The organism is Brevibacillus halotolerans, from assembly GCF_026891775.1.
Taxonomy (GTDB): Bacteria; Bacillota; Bacilli; order Brevibacillales; family Brevibacillaceae; genus Brevibacillus_B; species Brevibacillus_B halotolerans.
In genome coordinates this window covers 63,413-79,567 of sequence record NZ_JAPTNK010000011.1, presented here as the reverse complement: position 1 = coordinate 79,567, position 16,155 = coordinate 63,413, and the positions used below count along the sequence as shown (strand labels likewise).

The 16,155-nt window shown below is 41.4% G+C and carries 22 protein-coding genes; 2 read left to right on the top strand and 20 right to left on the bottom strand.

The annotated features are described in order from the left end of the window. Window positions 1-200 precede the first annotated feature (200 nt). Window positions 201-344, bottom strand: a complete 144-nt coding sequence (locus O0550_RS14895) for a hypothetical protein (RefSeq protein WP_258426719.1) — start codon at window positions 342-344, stop codon at window positions 201-203. Window positions 345-716: 372 nt separating this feature from the next. On the opposite strand from O0550_RS14895, the gene O0550_RS14890 reads away from it, so the two are divergent. Beyond that, the gene (locus O0550_RS14890; RefSeq protein WP_003341800.1) at window positions 717-1,124 is read left to right on the top strand and encodes a D-mannose binding lectin family protein; all 408 of its coding nucleotides are present in this window, start codon (window positions 717-719) and stop codon (window positions 1,122-1,124) included. 434 nt (window positions 1,125-1,558) lie between these two features. On the opposite strand, the gene folE is transcribed toward O0550_RS14890, so the two are convergent. The 7 genes from folE to O0550_RS14855 all read right to left on the bottom strand — a co-directional run bounded on the left by folE (window position 1,559) and on the right by O0550_RS14855 (window position 6,338). Next, window positions 1,559-2,125 carry a GTP cyclohydrolase I FolE gene (gene folE / locus O0550_RS14885; protein ID WP_173645579.1) on the bottom strand — a complete coding sequence of 189 codons (567 nt, stop codon included), beginning with the start codon at window positions 2,123-2,125 and terminating at the stop codon, window positions 1,559-1,561. Between the two features lie 289 nt (window positions 2,126-2,414). Further along, window positions 2,415-2,687: an HU family DNA-binding protein gene (locus tag O0550_RS14880; RefSeq protein ID WP_003338529.1), complete on the bottom strand. Its 273-nt coding sequence runs from the start codon at window positions 2,685-2,687 to the stop codon at window positions 2,415-2,417. 404 nt (window positions 2,688-3,091) lie between these two features. After that, window positions 3,092-4,570 (bottom strand): stage IV sporulation protein A, encoded by a 1,479-nt coding sequence (gene spoIVA, locus O0550_RS14875; RefSeq protein ID WP_003341806.1) that lies wholly within the window; start codon window positions 4,568-4,570, stop codon window positions 3,092-3,094. A 205-nt stretch (window positions 4,571-4,775) separates the two neighbouring features. Further along, the gene (locus O0550_RS14870) at window positions 4,776-5,492 is read right to left on the bottom strand and encodes a hypothetical protein (protein ID WP_181749154.1); all 717 of its coding nucleotides are present in this window, start codon (window positions 5,490-5,492) and stop codon (window positions 4,776-4,778) included. 10 nt (window positions 5,493-5,502) lie between these two features. Next, complete coding sequence (locus O0550_RS14865; protein ID WP_003338524.1) at window positions 5,503-5,847, bottom strand: 2Fe-2S iron-sulfur cluster-binding protein; 345 nt, start codon at window positions 5,845-5,847, stop codon at window positions 5,503-5,505. Window positions 5,848-5,862: 15 nt separating this feature from the next. Next, a complete protein-coding gene (locus tag O0550_RS14860) occupies window positions 5,863-6,162 on the bottom strand; it encodes a 2Fe-2S iron-sulfur cluster-binding protein (protein ID WP_101668024.1) in 300 nt (99 codons plus the stop codon). 11 nt (window positions 6,163-6,173) lie between these two features. Continuing rightward, a complete protein-coding gene (locus O0550_RS14855; protein ID WP_255193573.1) occupies window positions 6,174-6,338 on the bottom strand; it encodes a DUF2768 family protein in 165 nt (54 codons plus the stop codon). Window positions 6,339-6,487: 149 nt separating this feature from the next. Here O0550_RS14855 and O0550_RS14850 point away from each other — a divergent pair, with 149 nt between their 5' ends. Beyond that, entirely contained in the window at window positions 6,488-7,054 is a 567-nt protein-coding gene (locus tag O0550_RS14850; protein ID WP_003341812.1) for a hypothetical protein, read from the top strand. Window positions 7,055-7,186: 132 nt separating this feature from the next. On the opposite strand, the gene O0550_RS14845 is transcribed toward O0550_RS14850, so the two are convergent. The 12 genes from O0550_RS14845 to O0550_RS14790 all read right to left on the bottom strand — a co-directional run bounded on the left by O0550_RS14845 (window position 7,187) and on the right by O0550_RS14790 (window position 16,151). Next, window positions 7,187-7,450 (bottom strand): stage VI sporulation protein F, encoded by a 264-nt coding sequence (locus tag O0550_RS14845; protein WP_003338519.1) that lies wholly within the window; start codon window positions 7,448-7,450, stop codon window positions 7,187-7,189. Between the two features lie 83 nt (window positions 7,451-7,533). Further along, entirely contained in the window at window positions 7,534-8,568 is a 1,035-nt protein-coding gene (locus O0550_RS14840) for an NAD(P)H-dependent glycerol-3-phosphate dehydrogenase (RefSeq protein ID WP_081476708.1), read from the bottom strand. A 12-nt stretch (window positions 8,569-8,580) separates the two neighbouring features. Continuing rightward, on the bottom strand, window positions 8,581-9,186 hold the full coding sequence (plsY, locus tag O0550_RS14835) for a glycerol-3-phosphate 1-O-acyltransferase PlsY (protein ID WP_022583886.1): 606 nt from the start codon (window positions 9,184-9,186) through the stop codon (window positions 8,581-8,583). 18 nt (window positions 9,187-9,204) lie between these two features. Beyond that, entirely contained in the window at window positions 9,205-10,518 is a 1,314-nt protein-coding gene (der, locus tag O0550_RS14830; RefSeq protein ID WP_096887354.1) for a ribosome biogenesis GTPase Der, read from the bottom strand. A 55-nt stretch (window positions 10,519-10,573) separates the two neighbouring features. Next, window positions 10,574-10,756: a capping complex subunit for YIEGIA gene (locus tag O0550_RS14825; RefSeq protein WP_003338513.1), complete on the bottom strand. Its 183-nt coding sequence runs from the start codon at window positions 10,754-10,756 to the stop codon at window positions 10,574-10,576. Further along, a complete protein-coding gene (locus tag O0550_RS14820; protein WP_003341824.1) occupies window positions 10,753-11,667 on the bottom strand; it encodes a YIEGIA family protein in 915 nt (304 codons plus the stop codon). The genes O0550_RS14825 and O0550_RS14820 overlap by 4 nt, the downstream gene beginning before the upstream one ends. Before the next feature lie 8 nt (window positions 11,668-11,675). Then, window positions 11,676-12,332, bottom strand: coding sequence for a YphA family membrane protein (locus O0550_RS14815; RefSeq protein ID WP_101668023.1), 657 nt, complete (start codon window positions 12,330-12,332; stop codon window positions 11,676-11,678). A 177-nt stretch (window positions 12,333-12,509) separates the two neighbouring features. Beyond that, window positions 12,510-13,691: a 30S ribosomal protein S1 gene (rpsA, locus tag O0550_RS14810; RefSeq protein ID WP_163244383.1), complete on the bottom strand. Its 1,182-nt coding sequence runs from the start codon at window positions 13,689-13,691 to the stop codon at window positions 12,510-12,512. A 177-nt stretch (window positions 13,692-13,868) separates the two neighbouring features. Beyond that, window positions 13,869-14,462 (bottom strand): lysophospholipid acyltransferase family protein, encoded by a 594-nt coding sequence (locus O0550_RS14805; protein WP_003338508.1) that lies wholly within the window; start codon window positions 14,460-14,462, stop codon window positions 13,869-13,871. Window positions 14,463-14,476: 14 nt separating this feature from the next. Continuing rightward, entirely contained in the window at window positions 14,477-15,127 is a 651-nt protein-coding gene (gene cmk, locus O0550_RS14800; protein ID WP_003338507.1) for a (d)CMP kinase, read from the bottom strand. 119 nt (window positions 15,128-15,246) lie between these two features. Next, window positions 15,247-15,432, bottom strand: a complete 186-nt coding sequence (locus O0550_RS14795) for a hypothetical protein (protein WP_003338506.1) — start codon at window positions 15,430-15,432, stop codon at window positions 15,247-15,249. A 35-nt stretch (window positions 15,433-15,467) separates the two neighbouring features. Then, window positions 15,468-16,151, bottom strand: coding sequence for a flagellar brake protein (locus O0550_RS14790; RefSeq protein WP_101668022.1), 684 nt, complete (start codon window positions 16,149-16,151; stop codon window positions 15,468-15,470). Window positions 16,152-16,155: the final 4 nt, after the last annotated feature.

Sequence of the window (16,155 nt, the reverse complement as noted above, 5' to 3'; positions counted from 1 at the left end):
ATCCAGAATATCAATAGCATATTGTAAAAATTAACAAAGTAAAAATGAAACGGTATTCGAGAAGCCTGCAGATATATTCGATACGAGTCGTGATATTACCGACATTATTGAACGATTAAACGCACAAAAAGGACACCTAATGTTGTCGTCAGATGTCCTTTTTGACTACACTTTCGATATACGATTACTTACTAAAAAAACTAATAATTACAAAACCATAGCCCGCCTTTAAGTGGGATGCAAATTAGATCGGAGGGCTGTGAGGCTTGTGCCGGCGTAGGAGAATATCCAGCTATTCCAAAAACTAGACCAAAAGCAAGTGAGAATGCTAAAACTTTTTTCATGGCTTTAACCTCCTTCCTTATATTTATATTCTTGTTATATTTTGAATCTTATGAACAAAAATTGTTTTCTATAACAAAGATTTTTAAAAACAATGGCCCACTGGCACGAGCCAGTAGTTCTTGCACACTGCCTTTATAGGTGGTGTTTTTTCATTTCAATCCCCCAATCTCCCCACCACAAAGAACTCCAAAGTTTCCGGAGATTCCTTCCTTCACGATATCTTATTCAACTTGCTAGGTCTAAATAAAGGTACTCAGCAAAAAAGACTAACTCAATAATGAATGTAGGAATAAAAAATATATTGGTAATTTTTAGAATCATATGATATTATTTCCACATATCAACATACCAAATGAAAGGAAGTGTTTCATGTGCTAAAAAAGGTTACTGCTTCATTTTTTCTCTTTGCCATGATGCTATTGTTAAGCATCCCAGCTTTCGCGGCTGCTGGAGAAGATCACCTCGATCCGGGTGAAAAGCTTGTCAGAGGACAGTATTTGAAATCGACCAATGGTGAATATCAATTGGTCATGCAAGATGATGGGAATCTCGTCCTTTATGGAAGAGGAAGAGCATTGTGGAATTCTAATACACATGGCCAAGCTGCTAGTAACTTAATTATGCAAGGAGATGGCAATCTAGTAATTTACGGTTATCCTCATGCAATTTGGCATTCCAATACTCACAATAACCCAGGAGCTAGATTGGTTGTACAAAATGATGGGAACGTGGTTATATACTTAGCTCAAAAAGCAATCTGGTGGACAGGTACAAACTAGATTTCTTTATGGACGCACTGCCATTACAGGTGGTGCTTTTTTCATTTCATACTAATCGATCTAGTTTGTATCACATCATTATTCATTTTATTACATAACTCCATTAAGGTGGATAGCTAACAAAATACCTGTTGTTAACCCATAGGTTCCGTTTTACACCTCAACTTAGCGTTTATTTCCCCCTATACTCCTCACGATCCCCCTTCTTTTTTCCTAATTGAGAATTGTGGTTCAAAAATATAATGACCATATCAAAATGAATCCAGCGTTATGTAAAAAGCCCACGCATCCTATGTATGAGGAGTGGTGGGCATTGCGTTCATTTCAAAAATAGTTCATGAAAACACACTAAAACCCGCCTTATAAAGAAAGGCGGGTTTTCATTTTCTTGTTATCATAGGAAGTAAAATCGGCTCGCTCTTCGCGACAGGATACTAAGCTTTGATGTATTGCAAAACCTCTGCACGTGCATTAGCATCTTTTTCAAATACTCCACGAACAGCCGTAGTTACAGTAGAAGAGCCAGGCTTTTTCACACCACGCATGGTCATGCACATATGCTCTGCTTCTACCATCACCATAACACCATGTGGCTCTAGTTTCTTCATAATTGCGTTCGCTACAGTGGAAGTAATACGTTCTTGCAATTGTGGACGACGTGCTACCGTTTCTACAGCTCGTGCTAATTTACTCAATCCTACAACTCGTCCACCCTTTGGTATATAAGCTACATGCGCTTTTCCAAAAAACGGTACTAAATGATGTTCACACATAGAATAAAAAGGAATATCTTTAACGAGTACAATTTCTTCATGGTCTTCGCTGAATATGGTTTCGAAGTATGTCTCTTCGTCAACATTCATGCCTTCAAAAGCTTCTGCGTACATTTTTGCTACGCGTTTAGGTGTATCCAATAAGCCTTCTCGGTCTGGATCTTCACCGACAGCTTCTAGGATCATTCGAACAGCTTGTTTTATTTTTTCGTGATCTACATTCATAATGACAGCCTCCTCAAACCCTTTGCAACAAGAACAAGCCAATTTTATCATACCCTATATAAAAATACAAAACACCAATGTGTAGAAACTTACTTATTACTATATCCTAATTAGACTGCTTTTTCATCCTTTATGATAACAATTTACAGATTAGGAGAGCATTTGGATTGCACTTTGAGAGTTTAAGAGGACATTTATTAGTGAAATCGCCAAAAAAGGCCCCTAAAAGAAGGTAGCAAATTGCAGCTACTTCTCTTTGGGACCTTTATATGTAAGATCTTGGAGCTTCAATCTATTTGATTGAATCCTTCAGCTGTTTACCAGGTTTGAAGGCAGGAATCTTACTGGAAGCGATCTCGATCTCTTCCCCTGTTTGTGGGTTACGGCCTTTACGGGCAGCACGCTCGCGCACTTCGAAGTTTCCAAAGCCAATTAATTGAACTTTGTCACCCTCTTTTAGCGCATCAGAAATCGCATCAAGAACAGCGTCAACTGCTTTTGTAGCATCTTTCTTAGTTAGTTCAGACGTTTCAGCTACCTTTGCAATGAGTTCTGTTTTATTCATTACATTCACCTCCCCTCAAAACTTGGAGTTGCATAGATGGTATTACATGTCTTAACAGATTCAGCTAATTTTATACGCAGAATGGCGTAATTATGCCTTCTGACAAGCTTATAGTAATACAGAGATTTTATTTTTACAAGACTTTTCCACATCAAATGCGAAAAACAGTTCTCTAGCAGGAGAACACTGGTTAAAAAAACACGATAGCACCTAAAAAACATTCGTCATCTATTATATAAAAAATGAAAAAATCTGTTGCTTTTTCAATCAAGCTCAAATAAATAATGTTGATGGGTTCCTTCCTTATGTCGCATTATATTTTCTTCTCTTCAATAGCAAAAAACCCTGTTCTCCTCTCTCGTACTACAAAGAAAGAACAGGGTCTATCTATAGTGGCTTCACCTTTATAAGATGATGGCAATGAGTCCTCCAGAGCCTTCGTTAATAATACGTCCAAGAGTCTCTTGCAGCTTATAGCGAGCATTGTCAGGCATCATCAAAATCTTGGCTTGGATACCTTCGCGTACAATGGAATGCAGGGATCGGCCAAAAATGTCTGAGTTCCAAATCGCCAGCGGATCTTTATCAAAATCTTGCATCAGGTATCGCACCAGCTCTTCACTCTGCTTCTCCGTTCCTATAATCGGGGCAAACTCAGATTCCACATCAACACGAATCATGTGAATAGATGGTGCCGTAGCTTTAAGACGGACGCCGAAGCGTGGTCCTTGTCGAATCATCTCTGGCTCATCCAATGTCATTTCATGCAGAGATGGAGCCGCAATTCCATAGCCGGTGGAACGAACCATATGCAGTGCCTCTGCAACCTGATCATATTCTCGTTTTGCATGAGCAAATTCTTGCATAATTCGTAGTAAATGATCCTTGCCACTAATCTCCTCGCCAACGATTTCCATCAGGATTTGGTCATACAGGTGATCTGGTGCAATCAAATCAATCTCCGCTACACCGTGTCCCATATCCATACCGGCTAATGCGGCTTTTTCAATGAACTCATATTCGTTAAATTGTCCTACTACACGGTCCACATCGCGCAGACGACGAATATCTTTAACGGTCAATCCTACTGCTTCCTCATAGTTCTGACGCAACCAATGGCCGCTCTCAAGCACCATGACCCAGCTTGGCAGATTTACGTTTACCTCATGTACAGGGAATTCAAATAATACTTCTTTTAGAATCAAGAGAACTTCCGACTCTGTCATTGAATCAACAGAGAGAGCCACAACCGGAACATCATATTTCTCTTGAAGTTCGAGGCGTAATGCTTGTGTTTCTTCTGAGCGAGGGCGGGTGGAATTAATTAAGATCACAAAAGGCTTGCCTACTTCCTTCAATTCAGCTACTACACGCTCTTCGGCATCCACATAGCCTTCACGAGGTATTTCAGCAATACTACCATCTGTTGTAACGACGATTCCGATGGTGGAATGCTCTTGGATGACTTTCCGCGTTCCTACTTCCGCCGCCTCTTCAAATGGGACTGGTTCTTCATACCAAGGCGTATTAACCATCCGAGGACCATTCTCATCCTCAAATCCCTTTGCTCCAGCTACTGTATATCCTACGCAATCCACAAGGCGTACATTTATATTAAGGCCTTCTGTTACGTTTATTTGTACAGCTTGGTTTGGAACAAATTTTGGCTCGGTCGTCATGATGGTTTTTCCGGAAGCACTTTGCGGTAGTTCATCCGTGGCACGAATACGATCTGCCTCGGATGGAATATTAGGAATGACCGCTTGCTCCATAAAACGTTTGATAAATGTTGACTTCCCAGTACGGACAGGACCCACAATGCCAAGATAAATATCACCGCCCGTACGTTCTGCTATGTCTTTAAAGATATCGATTCGTTCCACCATCGAAAACCTCCTTGTGATTGTCTATTTAAATCTATGGCTCTTTTTCTTATTTATCCCTGATTTCGAACATTTTTAATAATCTTTTTTGTACAAGTGTTGTAGACAGTATCAATATATGAATAGATCGTATTTTTAGAACTAAAAAAAACGCCTGCAATATGCAGACGCCCGTTCATTATTCATGTCTATTTCTACTACTCGCTTATAATTGCAATAATTCTGGTTCATGATTCACCAGCTTGTAAGGAAAGGACTTCACAGGTACGAAAAATGTTTCCCGTGCCAATACATAGCGTGGATCTGTTCCCTTTGGCACATTCCATTTCTTCTCACGTAGAAGCGTAGCGATATCAATAGCGTAATCAATGCCTACTTCACCTTTCGCATTCATGATTAATGAGAGAGTATTTTGTGTATAGGGGCTATGAATTACAGGCTCCTTTATACCAATAAGATCATAGCGAATAGAAAAATAACCATTGCTTATGTGCTCCTTAATAGGTAGCTTATCATGAGAAATTTGATAACGGATAACCGCTTGCTGAACATCTGCCACTAGACTAACTGTAGGTAGATTAATGAGTTTCACCAATGGCTTTTCTTCCACATCAACCAAGACGTACTTAAAGTTACCCCCTTTTTCAAAAGCATTGGCCGGGGCATCTGGCATGTACTTTGGAACTAGTCTGGTAAAATCCACCTCATACTTTTCAAAGTAAGGCGTTGATGCATCCTTCGTAACAATAGGTAACACTCCAGATTGCTCTTGAAGTTGTTCTACTGCCTTTTGCGTTTGTTCTACATAAATTGGATGCGGTATCTGATTCTCCGATTTCCGGTCTGCTGGGTATAAGCAACCGCTTACGAAACTGGAAAGCAAAAGTACAAGAGCAAATAATATAATCTTCTTCTGAATCATGCTGTTCCTCCTACCATTCTTCCTCCTCAAGGCGTTGACGCTCCAAGGCTTTCTCCACAACTGATTTCCATCTTGACTCAGGAATACGCACGACAAGGTCTTCCTCAAGCACTCGGACCTGACAAGCTAAACGCATTCCCCTCGCTTTATCACGCTCGGCTAATTTACGTTCTTCACCAGCTGATAACGGCGAGGCTGTTCCCTTCTCAATCGTTACTTTGCATAACAAACAAGCAGCATTTCCATCACAACGGGTAGGTATAGCGACACGAGCTACTCGGGAGAGCTGCAATATTGTTTGCCCCGGACGAGCTTTTATGGTTTTTTTACTCGGATAAAATGTTACTTTTGGCATATCTGCTCCCTCACTTTAATATGGGACATGCCACAAACGAACGGGGCCCTCTTCCTGAACTTGGATTTGACACCCCAAACGATAATGGTCCTGACGCTCTGCTTTTTTTAGACGCAGTTTTTCTTCTTTTGTGACTTCATTAAGAAATTCTGCTCCTTCCAAAATCTTTGTACGGCATTGTGCGCAGATACCTCTTTCGCATGCATGACCCCATTGTATTTTATTTTTTTTCGCTAATTTTACAATAGTCATATTTTTTTCAATTATGACTTCATGAGACTCTCCAAGCTTGGTAACCAATGTCAATTCTTTCATTCTACCATCTCCTAGACTAGTAATACGATTAAAATCATTCCAAACACAATCAACAGCATGAGAAATGCCAAGATTTTCAGAATAATACCTAGGAATGTCCCCGCTTTTTTACGTGAAAATAACAAGAGTAAATTGCACACAAACATAAGAAAAATCGCAAGAAGCGAAATATTCATTTTAGTCATGGGGTCAATGTACATATTCTTCTGCGTCCTTTACTTTTTCTTTTTAGCCTGATTATAGCATAATTATCCGGGTCAAGAACCTATTTAAGAGTAGTCGCATAGGATATTGAGATAATCCACGCCCATATGGAGGGAGCTGCATGAGTAAGCGAAAATGGCGAAATCCTTATGTCACCATTAATAAAAAACCTTCTCGTCCGAGTGCCAATAAAGCCAAAACAAAAGTAAAAGAAAATGCAACTATTGCTGTAAAAGAACCTGTAGTGGCAGAAACTGTTCAAAAAAAGGGACTTTTATCAAAGCTGCCATCGCTGGACATTCTAAGCAGTCTTGATTTGCGTACCTCTGTCACCAAGGTGAGAACTAACATTAAAGGGATTAGCTCAACTATTCGCCAAATGGAAGATACAATGGAATCGATCTTTGGTGCGATGGAGATGTTGGACTCGTTTAGGAAGGTAAATAAAAGCGGGGACGTGAAAACAGCCAGTGAAGAGAGCTCAAATCAAAAGCAACAACATGAATCTGCCTTTCTCTTTGACGATGAGGAGGAGACGGAAGAAAAAGCTCCTGCTCAAGAAAATACGTCAAACCCATTTAGCGGACTAGATATTGGCCAATTGTTGGGATTGCTGCAATCACCTTTAGTGCAAAGTCTTTTAACCCAATCATCAAGCGACTCTGGCAAACGAAAAAAAGAGGGGTAAGATTCCCCTCTTTTTTTCTTGATTGGATAGAGCAGCCATGTCCCTGTAGAGCCATGATTGTTCCTATTTTACTCTATGTGATTGTAGAAGGCTGGGAACTAGCGCAGTGGCCCATTTATGAGCAAAAGAAGCCTATTTCATTTTATCAAGCATTCCAGATAGATCAGCCGGATTAAAGGAGCCATTTTGAACCATGCCCATAATCTCTTCTTCTTTGTCTGAACTTACGGCAACTCCGCTCATCATGGAAACCATCTGAATCAACTGACGCAGCTTCTGCTCATCTTGTAGGTCCTCTTTACTAAAAGAACTAGCAAGCTGGAACAACTGCGATTGATCAATGTTAGTCTTGCCCGTTAACTTGTTGAACAAACTTCTAGAAATTCGCTTATTCATGTGTAACTCCTCCTCATACGTCCCAATTCTCAAAATGGGTACTCTCTTTAGCGTATGAAGCGGGAGCAAAATTGGTGTAAAGCCTATTTATCCTTATAGCGAACGATATCTTCTAGCTCAAGTCTGCGCCCTCTCCCCATCAGCTCTTCCACTGCCTGACGAGGGGAGCAATCCCCAAAGAACACCTGATAAAACACCTTGGTGATGGGCATCTCTACGCCTTCTCTCTCAGCTAGTGCTTTTGCAGCCTTAGTGGTGCGCACTCCTTCAACAACCATTCCCATATGAGCAAGAACCTCATCAAGATTTTTTCCTTGGCCTAGCAAATAGCCAGCTCGCCAGTTACGGCTATGCTTACTGGTACACGTCACCACCAAGTCTCCTACTCCTGCAAGTCCAGCAAACGTTAAAGGATTAGCACCCAATTTTACACCTAAACGTCCTATTTCGGCCAAACCACGGGTTAACAATGCAGCTTTGGCATTATCCCCATATCCTAAACCGTCGCTAAGACCAGCTCCGAGTGCAATAATATTTTTTAAGGCACCCGCAATTTCAGCACCGATCATGTCAGGGTTGGTGTATACACGGAAGTAGGAATTCATCAAAATATCCTGAGCTTTGAGCATACTTTCCTCACATTCGGAAGCTACAACGACTGTTGTTGGTGATTGTTGAATTACTTCTTCAGCATGACTTGGTCCTGTTAACACCACAACGCGATCACCAATCTCCTTAGGCACCTCTTCTCTGATCACTTCTGACATGCGTTTTAGACTCTCCAGCTCGAAGCCTTTGGTTGCATGAATAAGTGTCACGTCAGGGTGTAGCCACGGAGATATTTGCTTTACTACCTCACGCATTGCCTTTGAAGGTAATGCTAGAATAATAGAAGTTTTTTCTGTAACCACTTGTTGCAGGTCTGTTTCTGCAACGATCGTGTCGGATAATGTGATGCCTGGTAAGTACTTTTCGTTGGTATGGTTTGTGTTGATCTCATGTGCATTTTTTGGATCTCGAACCCATAATGTCACCTGAAAATCATTCGCTGCACAGACTGAAGCTAGGGCGGTACCCCAACTGCCTGCTCCAATCACTGCTATGCGCTTAGTCAACATTCTTCCCTCCACTCAGCTTAGTTTCCTATTCGATTTATCACCAAGTTTACGCTCTGTTCCGTTCCATAGATTAACCAAATTGGAATAATGCCGATAATAAGCCAATGCAGGAATGGCTAAGGTAATCAAGAAAATATAAATGTCCTGTTTAAAAAACCAAATCAAGATAGGAAATAAAGTAACAAAAAGCAACGATCCCACAGAGACATATCTGGTAATAGCAATACAAATAATAGTCAGAATCGTACAAATCAAAAATGCTAGTGGCGATAAGGCCAAAGCTACCCCAACAGTTGTAGCAATGCCTTTGCCGCCACGGAATCCATAAAAAATGGGCCAATTGTGCCCAACGATCGCTAATATTCCAGAAAAAGCATACGCCACAGGATCTCCATTAGTAAGCCAATGAGTTATGTACATGGCTAGCACACCTTTTAATAGATCCAAAAGTAAAACCACAATCGCCGGTCCTTTACCTAGAACACGAAGCGTATTAGTCGCTCCAGCATTCCCACTTCCATGACTTCGGATGTCAATACCAGCTATTTTTTTAGCAACTAAATAGCTGAAACTGACCGAACCAAGCAAATAACTGATGACCAGAGAAATCAATACCATCATTGCATTCTCCACTCCCTATGTTTTCTTACGGGTTAAAATACGGATTGGCGTTCCTTCAAATTCAAACGCTCCGCGAATTTTATTTTCTAAATATCTTTCATAGGAGAAATGCATTAACTCAGGATCATTTACAAACACGATAAACGTTGGTGGTTTAACAGCAACCTGTGTCGTATAATTGATTTTAAGACGTTTTCCTCTGTCTGTTGGCGGAGGTGCCATAATGGTAGCATCCGTAATCAAATCATTTAAGACCGAGGTGTTCACTCGCATTGAATGTGAATCTGCTACAGCATTGACTTTAGGTAAAATGGTATGAACACGTTGTTTCGTCTTCGCAGAAACATAAAGAATCGGTGCATACGATAAGTATTTGAACTCTTCACGGATTAGCTCTGTAAAACGTTGCATGGTTTTATCATCTTTTTCCAAGGCATCCCATTTGTTCACGACAATGATGACTCCACGGCCAGCCTCATGTGCGTATCCGGCAATCTTCTTATCTTGCTCGATGATGCCTTCTTCGCCATTGATTACCACCAATACAACGTCAGAATCCTCTATCGCTTTAAGTGCGCGCATTACGCTATACTTCTCGGTACCTTCGTATACTTTGCCTTTTTTACGCATACCGGCTGTATCTACTAGCACATACTCCTGTCCATCACGTTCAAACGGCGTATCAATCGCATCGCGTGTTGTACCTGCGATCTCGCTGACAATTACGCGCTCTTCGCCCAAAATTGCGTTGGTTAAAGAGGATTTCCCTACATTAGGACGTCCAATGATAGACACACGAATCACATCATCGCGCTTCTCCTCTTCATCCACAGGAGGCAAGTGATGGAAAACCTCGTCTAGCATATCACCTAAGCCAAGACCATGTGATCCTGAGATCGGGAATGGCTCTCCTACGCCCAATTGATAAAACTCATAAATATCATTACGCATCTCAAAATTATCTACTTTGTTGACAGCTAATACAATTGGCTTACCTGTCCGGTTTAACATACGAGCTACATTTAAATCAGCATCAGTGACGCCAGAGCGTACATCAACGATCAAAATAATAACATCTGCCTCATCAATAGCCAATTCTGCCTGATAGCGCATTTGCGTTAAGATTTGATCCGTCTCAGCAAATTCAATTCCACCTGTATCAATGACGTGAAATTCACGATTTAACCATTCACCTTTTGCATATAAACGGTCACGTGTAACTCCTGGTTTGTCTTCTACTATAGCAACTCTTTCGCCGATCAATCGATTAAAGATCGTTGACTTCCCTACATTCGGGCGGCCTACGATTGCAACTACTGGTAATCCCATACTACACAACACTCTCTCTCTGCTAGCTTATTTCATCTATTAATCATACCATATTCTACTTGTGCCTAACAATGACCAGGATTTCTGGTGTAATTTGATGAATCATTGCATCTGTTATTTTTTCTAGTGTAAACGCCATATCTTGCATCTCTTGATTATCCTTGGCAAAAAAGATAGGCGCTCCGCCTGCTACATCTCCTTTTCTGGTTGTAATGATCGCCACAATACCAGCATTCATGATGAACTCCCCTTTGGCTGATTTACCTTAGCTTCACTAGGCATCCGAATGGCACTTTCAATAATAGGCGTATTTTCAAGGACACGCTGCCCTTTTTCGATTCCATGCTCATAGGGTAACAGAAAAATCCCCATGCGACCCGTTTTCAAATCTCGTTTTACCAAAGGAGTAAGAGAAGGCTCCCCCTCGTCTGAATAAATTCCTAAAATCGTTGAGGCATCGTGAAGAATAGCCTGGCGTTGTCCTGGATGCGCAATCGTTACCTTTGCATTGGCATTCTTAGGAATTAGTATATAGCCTACACCTCGCTCCCTGATGGTGTCCTGAGCTTCGGGTGACCCTACATTCATTATATAAATGTCGTCTACATATAAATGCACGCCATCGAGACGAATAGATGATGGTACCACGTCCGCTATGTGTTTCAATGATTTCCCCGATTTAAAGGCACGAGAAATCAATAAAACAACTATCCCTACCAATACTCCTCCGTACCAATTGAACAGCACAGTCGCAAACGTAGTACAAAATGAAGCGAAAATGACCAGATAATTACGCCCTTCGAAAACCATCGCAATTCCTTCAATATAACTCCCACCTCGTGGAACGAGTTCGTGCTTATCTATCTCTGTCAGGGTTGCGCGTTCCATGTTCCGAACATCCCTAAACTGTTGAGCAGCAAGAGCTAAAAACGTAATCGCTGTGTAGTCCTCCTTTAAAAAGGATGGTACCGCAACCGCCCCTAATCCAGAGGCAATAATTCCTAATGCTATATGAATTAGTTTACCATGAGGATAAGTAGGATATTGCCGATAATCTGTCCGCAGTAAATACAGCCGTGTGACAATCCCAGCGAGAATTCCAAGTAAAAGCGGGACCACGTACTCATTTGAAAGCAATTCTTTGATCATATGTTGTTTCACCTGTTCGTAGGGGATTTTGATTTAAACCGAATCAAAGGGGCAATTCTTGTGCGAAAGGCCACACCCGTTTTTTGAAGCAATTGAATCACCAAATAACAGCTTGACCACAAGGCGAATGCTGTCCAAAATAAATCTTGCTGGTACTCTCCTCCAATGATGCAGCGTTCTGTAAGGGAGAGAAAAGAAGCCTGATAAAACGCATCTGATAATGGAAAAGCAACACACAGTAAAAACCAATGGTAGATAGCATGCCTGGTCACAATAAAACACAAAATGACACAAAGAACCGGTAAAATCATGATCTCATCTATGAATAAAAGCACCGGGTCCCAAAAAAACAATTTACGCAACAGGATAAGCGCAAAGGCTAGAAGGATAGCACTCGTTATCATATACTTTCGCCGCTTCTTTTTGAGATGATACCATAATGTCCCGCCTAACAATAAGGGGAGAAGCATCCCGCTCACATTAACCTCTACAGGCAGAAGAAAAAGCCGCCACTCACTGTAGCTTGTAACAAGAAAAGCCGTTAGAATCAACAACGCTGTTGAACGTTTCCAGCCCATTTGATGTAAAAAACGATCAGTAAGTCCCATCCAGACCACGCAAAGTAGTGTCCACTCTACAATCATGGCTATTGTTCCATCATTCATTTGACAACACCTTCATTAGTTAACATAGGCTTCATAGGTAAGTAATCCTAGTATGACTCAGATACAGGACAAGTAATCCCATTTGACAAAATCTACTAAAAAAGAGGCAAGCCACTCCATTAATCTAATGATTAACGAGCACTTGCCTCTTTCACGTATAGTACGGTATTTACGTGTTTATTTTAACTTGTCACGTAGGTCGCCGAACAAATCGCCCAGCGTTACACCCATACCCTGTTGATTGTTGTCTTGTGTATATTGTTGCAGTTCCTTACGAGATACACGTTCTGCTTCTTCGTCGCGATCTTCTTCTACCGCGCGAATACTTAAGCTTACACGTTGCTCAGCAGGATTGATTTCCAGGACCTTCACATTTACTTCTTGCCCTTCTTTTAATACCTCACTAGGTGATTTCACACGGCGGTTTGCGATTTGTGAGATATGCACCAAGCCCTCTACATGAGGAGCAATCTCTACAAATGCACCAAAACCGGTTAAACGCTTCACTGTACCAGTGACCACGTCACCTTTTTTGAACTTCTCAGCGATATCATGGTAAGGTCCTGGTTGCGCTTCTTTCATGCTCAAGCTGATGCGCTCATTTTCCTTATCCACCTTCAAAACCTTCACTTTAACCTTGTCGCCTTCTTTTACTACATCAGCAGGTTTTTCTACATGCTCCCAAGCTAATTCGGACACATGTACCAGCCCGTCTACACCACCGATATCAACAAATACGCCAAAATCAGTCAGGCGTTGCACAGTACCCTCAAGAATATTTCCAGCTTCGATTCTATCCAGTACTTTGCCTTTGCTCGCTTTGGCCTCTTCTTCTAACACAGCTTTATGAGAAAGGATCACCTTGTTCTTTTCTTGATCCAATTCCATAACTTTTAGCGTGAGCGTACGTCCTTTGTAATCGCTAAAATCCTCTACAAAATGACGCTCTACCATAGAAGCAGGGATAAAACCACGCAGACCTACATCAACTACAAGTCCACCTTTTACTACGTCTTTCACTTCTGCTTCGATCGTTTCATTGTTTTGTTGCTTTTTAGCTAGTTCTTCCCATGCTATTTGAGCATCTACCGCTTTTTTCGAAACAACCAGCTCTTCTTTTTCTTCATTCAGTTTTGTTACTTTTACAGTAAACTCATCGCCTTCTGAAACAATATCAGAAGTTTTTTCTACATGAAGACCAGAAAGCTCACTGATTGGGATAAGACCATCATATTTGTAGCCTACATCGACCAATACTTGTTTCTCTTCTACCTTTGTCACTTTTGCCTTCACAATGTCCCCTACGGACAGAGTTTGAACATCTGTTAGACTTACGTTGTTATCTGTGCCATCGACCATTGAACAAACCTCCTCGAATGCCAACATTGACATGTAAGTGTTATTGAAGCCAACCTGTGAACAAAATATATTAAACCCCGCCAATGGCGTGTGGTCTTCCAAATTTTAAGCAGGAGAGTAGCTATTAGTATATGATGATACTGGAAAAACCATACAAATTCCAGAAATGTAACTTTGCTACTGTTGATGAGTATCTTTCAATTTTTGAATCTCGCTCATAATCACCTGCGTTACCTCGCGCATCGTTTCACTGCTGCTTTTAGCCTCTCGGTATTTCGAGATATCAATTGGCTTTCCATACACGACCTTTACTTTGTGGAACAAACGGTATGGTCCAATGATTGCCACAGGAATGATAGCTGCCTCTGATTTGAGAGCAAACATCGCTACTCCCGTCTTTCCCTCGCCCAATTCTCCGGTTTTGCTTCGCGTTCCTTCTGGAAAAATACCAAAGACCTTTCCCTGCTCTAGAACCTGTAGCGTAGTGCGGATAGCACCACGGTCATTACCACCACGCTTAACGGGAATAGCATTAAAGCTTTTCAATACATGGGACAAAACAGGGAACCTAAACAATTCTTCTTTTGCCATATAACTGACTTGTCTATCTATTCCACATCCTAGTAAGGGTGGGTCCCAATTACTGATATGATTAGAGCATAGAATGACTGGACCTTCATTTGGCACATTCTCATATCCAATGGACTCATACCGGTATAGTCCTTTAAGCACAATACGGAAGATAGCTCGAAAAAATTTATAAAGAATCAATGTATTTCACCCAATCATTTGCAAAGCGCAAGAATTTTATTAACAACCTCATCTAGCGGCATTCCGGTGGTGTCTAATAAGATAGCATCATCTGCCTGCTTAAGTGGGGCTGTTTCTCGCTCACGGTCACGTTTATCACGCTCTGCAATTTCCTTTTGTAATTCGTTTATATCAGGTTGCTCTCCTTTTGCAAGAAGATCACCAAAACGACGTGTAGCTCGCTCTTCAATGGAAGCTGTCAGAAAGATCTTCACCTCAGCTTCAGGTAACACGTGAGTACCTATATCACGCCCATCCATAACCACATTTCCTTGCTGAGCCATCTCACGCTGTAGTATCAGCATCGTAGCACGAACCGCTGGATAACTCGCCACTACGGAAGCATAATTACTAACTTCCTGTGTGCGAATTTGATGAGTGATATCCTCATGATCCCAATACACACGCTGTCCTTCCTCTGTGCGCTTCAACTCAATCTTGGCTTGCTGTAGCAGGCTTGCAACGGATTCCTGATCCTCAATTGCAGTGCCGTTCTTTAATACAGCCCATGCCAAAGCCCGATACATCGCTCCTGTATCAATATAAACGTACTGTAATGCAGCAGCCACAAGCTGTGCTACGGTACTCTTCCCTGCACCAGCAGGTCCATCAATTGCAATATTCATTATGTAAATTCACCTACTAGAGTTTAAATACGTTAATAATGAAGAAAAGCCTCGAGCGAAGACAGTTCGTCGAAGCCAAGCTATGGTATATTGTACCACAGTAGCGCATATGAAGCAAATTAGCGGATGGCTGGGATGCCCTCCACTCTCTCAACGCGAACGAAATAAGGGCGAATGGAACCCCATGTTAAAATAGTTTGAGCCAACAGTAAAGAAGCAATAAAAACAATGATAGCTTTCACAAGATGTCTCTCTAAACGACTGGACAGCAATATAAAGCGAGCATCAAACGTTGATTTTTTCATGGAGTAACGCTCCTCTTCCTGTTGATAGTCAACCGTTATTCAACTATACCTTTTTGTCTTATTTCCAATTGACGTTCATAGCATACACGAACAATTTTAGCTCGATCTGCTTCCGATATGGCTGTAAACTGTAGAGATATCCAATTAAAGTCACTCAGCTCCTGCTCCTGAACGCGTGCTACCTGTGCTTTTGCAAAGGCATGACTAGCAGTCCCCGCTTTAGCTGGCAAGCTAATCCACATATCTACTTCCTGCTCTTCTTCTAAGAAATGGTTCTTGGGACATGCAAATGCTAGACCACCACCACTAATATCCAGCGTCTTCGCTAGGAACTTCTGTTTTCCTCGAATGCTTGGATAGCTAACAGATATCTCAAAGCTTGCAGGTACTCGTAGATAGCCTCTGCGTTGCGTGCGAACGATCTGCTCCTTTGGCACTTTTTCCATTAAAAGCATTGGTATATTTTCTTGCTTGGTACCAACAATTTTGGTTTCAAAATCAAAACGCGAGCCATCCTGTCCAACATACCATACGAAACAGGTCGTCCCAATTGAAAGAGTCTTCGTTCTGCCTGTTTCTTCGTCGATGGGTAATTCAATTGCAATGTTTTTTTCAGAATAATCTGCTACTCTAGTCTTATATACTTCTTTACTTTGCTCTTCTGACAAGGACGCGAGAGATAGACGCATCACTTGTCCTACTTGAGGTAGCACACTCACTCTT